At 49.1% G+C, this 1,050-nt stretch carries 10 tRNA genes and 1 rRNA gene; all 11 read left to right on the top strand.

The features are described from left to right. A 5S ribosomal RNA gene (gene rrf, locus FC62_RS08565) occupies positions 1–82 on the top strand; the annotation flags it as partial. A 10-nt stretch (positions 83–92) separates the two neighbouring features. Beyond that, positions 93–165 (top strand) — tRNA-Val (locus tag FC62_RS07730). A gap of 2 nt (positions 166–167) precedes the next feature. Then, positions 168–240, top strand: a tRNA-Lys gene (locus FC62_RS07725). A 16-nt stretch (positions 241–256) separates the two neighbouring features. Then, a tRNA-Leu gene (locus FC62_RS07720) sits at positions 257–338 on the top strand. A gap of 45 nt (positions 339–383) precedes the next feature. Then, positions 384–456, top strand: a tRNA-Thr gene (locus FC62_RS07715). A gap of 4 nt (positions 457–460) precedes the next feature. Further along, positions 461–532 (top strand) — tRNA-Gly (locus FC62_RS07710). A gap of 10 nt (positions 533–542) precedes the next feature. Further along, positions 543–628: transfer RNA gene (locus tag FC62_RS07705), tRNA-Leu, on the top strand. Positions 629–640: 12 nt separating this feature from the next. Next, positions 641–714: transfer RNA gene (locus tag FC62_RS07700), tRNA-Arg, on the top strand. Between the two features lie 64 nt (positions 715–778). Continuing rightward, a tRNA-Pro gene (locus FC62_RS07695) sits at positions 779–852 on the top strand. A gap of 21 nt (positions 853–873) precedes the next feature. Next, positions 874–947: transfer RNA gene (locus FC62_RS07690), tRNA-Met, on the top strand. A gap of 10 nt (positions 948–957) precedes the next feature. Further along, positions 958–1,031, top strand: a tRNA-Ile gene (locus FC62_RS07685). The last annotated feature ends 19 nt before the right edge of the window (positions 1,032–1,050 follow it).

Raw genomic sequence — 1,050 nt, 5'->3', positions numbered from 1 at the left:
CATGCCGAACACAGAAGTTAAGCTTCTTAACGCCGATAGTAGTTGGTGGGAGACTGCCTGCGAGGATAGGAAGTTGCCACGCTTTTCAAAATGGAGGATTAGCTCAGCTGGGAGAGCGTCTGCCTTACAAGCAGAGGGTCACAGGTTCGAACCCTGTATCCTCCATTGAGTCGCTAGCTCAGTTGGTAGAGCATTGGACTTTTAATCCAAGGGTCGAGAGTTCGAGCCTCTCGCGACTCATTTGGTACTATATGCTGCGGGTGTGGCGGAATTGGCAGACGCGCTAGATTTAGGTTCTAGTGTCTTATGACGTGGGGGTTCAAGTCCCTTCACCCGTATTGGCGATAGCCAAATGATATTTACAATGTTAATATTGCATTGATGCCGACTTAGCTCAGTTGGTAGAGCATCTGATTTGTAATCAGGGGGTCGGGCGTTCAAATCGTCTAGTCGGCATTATGCGGAAGTAGTTCAGTGGTAGAACATCAGCTTGCCATGCTGGGGGTCGCGGGTTCGAATCCCGTCTTCCGCTTTAATAATATGCCGGGGTGGCGGAACTGGCAGACGCACAGGACTTAAAATCCTGCGGTGAGTGATCACCGTACCGGTTCGATTCCGGTCCTCGGCATTATTATTAAACGCACCCATAGCGCAACTGGATAGAGTGTCTGACTACGAATCAGAAGGTTGTAGGTTCGACTCCTACTGGGTGCATAGAAAGTTTTAACTTTCTTATTTTTTTCCTAATATGTAATGGTTATAAGATTTTCTTTTATAACGGGAAGTGGCTCAGCTTGGTAGAGCACCTGGTTTGGGACCAGGGGGTCGCAGGTTCGAATCCTGTCTTCCCGATTGTAATTCATTACATATTTTGGCGGTGTAGCTCAGCTGGCTAGAGCGTCCGGTTCATACCCGGGAGGTCGGGGGTTCGATCCCCTTCGCCGCTATTGGTAGCTTGGACCTTTAGCTCAGTTGGTTAGAGCAGACGGCTCATAACCGTCCGGTCGTAGGTTCGAGTCCTACAAGGTCCATACGGATCTGCATTTTTTA

This window comes from Amylolactobacillus amylotrophicus DSM 20534 (assembly GCF_001434555.1).
Taxonomy (GTDB): domain Bacteria; phylum Bacillota; class Bacilli; order Lactobacillales; family Lactobacillaceae; genus Amylolactobacillus; species Amylolactobacillus amylophilus.
This window is presented reverse-complemented; position numbering and strand designations above follow the sequence as displayed.